General features: G+C 40.4%; 3 protein-coding genes. All 3 read right to left on the bottom strand.

Annotated features, from left to right (window positions below):
• Nucleotides 1-1,017 (bottom strand): GTPase HflX (gene hflX, locus LD39_RS07095; RefSeq protein ID WP_035544524.1); only part of this gene is annotated, 1,017 nt, incomplete at its 3' end.
• 75 nt (nucleotides 1,018-1,092) lie between these two features.
• Nucleotides 1,093-2,034 (bottom strand): AAA family ATPase, encoded by a 942-nt coding sequence (locus LD39_RS07090; protein WP_035544527.1) that lies wholly within the window; start codon nucleotides 2,032-2,034, stop codon nucleotides 1,093-1,095.
• A 167-nt stretch (nucleotides 2,035-2,201) separates the two neighbouring features.
• Entirely contained in the window at nucleotides 2,202-2,426 is a 225-nt protein-coding gene (gene hfq / locus LD39_RS07085) for an RNA chaperone Hfq (protein ID WP_035544522.1), read from the bottom strand.
• Nucleotides 2,427-2,579: the final 153 nt, after the last annotated feature.

Here is a 2,579-nt window from a genome sequence, read left to right as displayed (position 1 = left end):
GTCATGGACACTTACGGTTAAGGAAGGATGGGTATTCGGTATAAAAGCATCATTCAATAAATCCTTCTTATTATAAACCGTAAGAATAGGAAGATGACTGGCGTCTAAATCATCCAAAAGTCTTAACACGGTCCGCTCCTGTTGAATGTGGTCAGGATGTGATGCATCGACCATATGGATGATAAAATCAGCTTCTGTCACCTCTTCCAACGTCGAGCGAAAGGCAGCGATCAGGGTTGTAGGGAGATCTTGTATGAATCCAACTGTATCAGAAACAATCGCTTGGAAACCTGAAGGAAGACTCATCTGTCTCGTCAAAGGGTCAAGCGTCGCAAACAAAAGATCTTCCTCAAAAGATTCACTTTCAGTGACGCGATTAAAAAACGTAGATTTTCCTGCATTGGTATATCCAACAATGGCAATTTGAAAGGCTTTATTCTCTTTGCGGCGCTTTCGATACTGCTCACGTTGCTTCACTACCGTATTCAGCCGAATTTTTATATCATCAATTCTTCTCTGAATATGCCTTCGATCAGTTTCGAGCTTCGTCTCACCAGGTCCACGCGTGCCTATCCCGCCACCTAATCGTGATAGTTCAGTCCCTTGACCAGCTAAACGTGGTAATAGATACTGAAGCTGTGCCAACTCAACTTGGAGCTTACCTTCTTTTGTACGTGCACGGCCAGCAAAAATATCGAGAATCAACTGACTCCGGTCAATCACACGACGTTCGATTCGATCTGTAATGTTTCTCAATTGCCCTGGAGATAGCTCATCATTAAAAATAACAAGATCAGCATCGACCTCATCCGCTGCCTGTTTAATTTCCTCAAGCTTTCCCTGTCCTAAATATGTAGCCGGGTGAACCCGGTCTCTCTTCTGGGTAATAATTTTACATACTTCTCCATTTGCTGTTTCTGTTAAAGACTGGAGTTCTGCGAGAGAAGACTGGAAACGTTCCTCTTGTTCTTGTGGATCCATTCTTGCTATGAGTATGACTTGTTCTTTTGCATTCATTCTAACACCTTCTTTTCTGCGCCTGCATTCTTCTCCATCATATCAAAAAGTAGCTAGGATAGATATCAACACTCTTTAATGGTAATTATAATGAGACTGAATTTCTGTAAAATCTTCTGGAAGCAGTGTCATTAAGGTAGATTTTCGTTGATCAAGACTTCCTACGACCCTCCAGGCATGTTTTCGTATAGCTTCTTCAATAACGTTCCGGACATACCTTGCGTTGGAGAAATTATACGACGACTCTGCCGAAACGTGCACAAGGTGGTTAAACAATTTTCTTTCAGCTTCTTTCGTAAGACAGTACTCTCTGTCTTTCAGCATTTCTGAAGCAATGCCAGACAACTCCGTAGCTGAGTAATTGGAAAAAGATAATTGAATAGGGAATCTGGAGGCAAGACCCGGGTTGATTTTCAAGAAATCATCCATCTCATCTGGATAACCAGCCAAAATGATAATTAGTTCATCATGATGATCTTCCATGCACTTAACAATAGTATCAATCGCTTCTTTACCAAAGTCTTTTTCTCCGCCACGGGCCAGCGAATAAGCTTCATCAATAAATAGCACACCACCAAGAGCTTTTTGGATTAAATCCTTTGTTTTTTGCGCCGTGTGGCCGATATACTCACCCACGAGATCGCTGCGGTCTGCTTCGATAAAGTGACCTTTCTCCAACACTTTTATTTCACTAAAAAGCTTTGCTACCATCCTTGCAATGGTTGTTTTTCCAGTACCAGGGTTCCCCTTAAAGACCATGTGTAAAACTTGTGCATTTGATTTAAGACCAACATCCTTACGTTTTTGAGCAATTAAGACTTGAGCGTAAATTTCCTTTATACGAAGTTTTAAGTTTTCCATACCTATGATAGAAGAGAAAAATTCATCAATTCTACGAAAAGGAGTCAACGTTGTTTCTTTTGTTTGTACTTGTTGAACAGGAGCAGCTTTCCCTTTCGTTTCATTCAGAACGATATTGATCGTACCTGATCTGATTGCTTTTGCCTGCGATTGCACATGGATCCCTCCTCGTTTCCCTTCATCATACGCAATACGGAAACCACCTGTGACAAACGCCCAAAACAGAAAAACGGGCGCTGTCATCAGCCCCCGTTTTCAAACTTATATTCATTTGATGGTATAGTAGCTGTTCTTAATTCAAGTTACAGGAAACTTTGACACCTTTATTCCTTGTCCAATGAAACGTTCTTCATTGGAGCAAAGGTTGAAATCGCGTGTTTGAAAATCAGTTGTTGCTTGCCTTCTGTCTCTAAAAGTACGGTAAAGTTATCAAAAGCTTTTACAACACCACGTAATTGAAAGCCGTTGAGCAGAAAGACAGTTACCTGCATACGTTCTTTTCTTAATTGATTTAAATAGTTGTCTTGAATATTTACGGATTGAGCCATGGATCTTCCTCCTCTTTTCTATCTGTAATACTACCATTCTATGTTTTACTTCAGCATTCCTGCAAGATCGGTCAAAATTGTTGCAAATTTCTCTTCATAATTATTCTCAGAGACTTCATACCAGTTCACGTCCATCTTGTTTCTAAAATAAGT

The sequence above is a fragment of the Halobacillus sp. BBL2006 genome, from assembly GCF_000786645.1.
Taxonomy (GTDB): Bacteria; Bacillota; Bacilli; order Bacillales; family Halobacillaceae; genus Halobacillus.
This window is presented reverse-complemented; position numbering and strand designations above follow the sequence as displayed.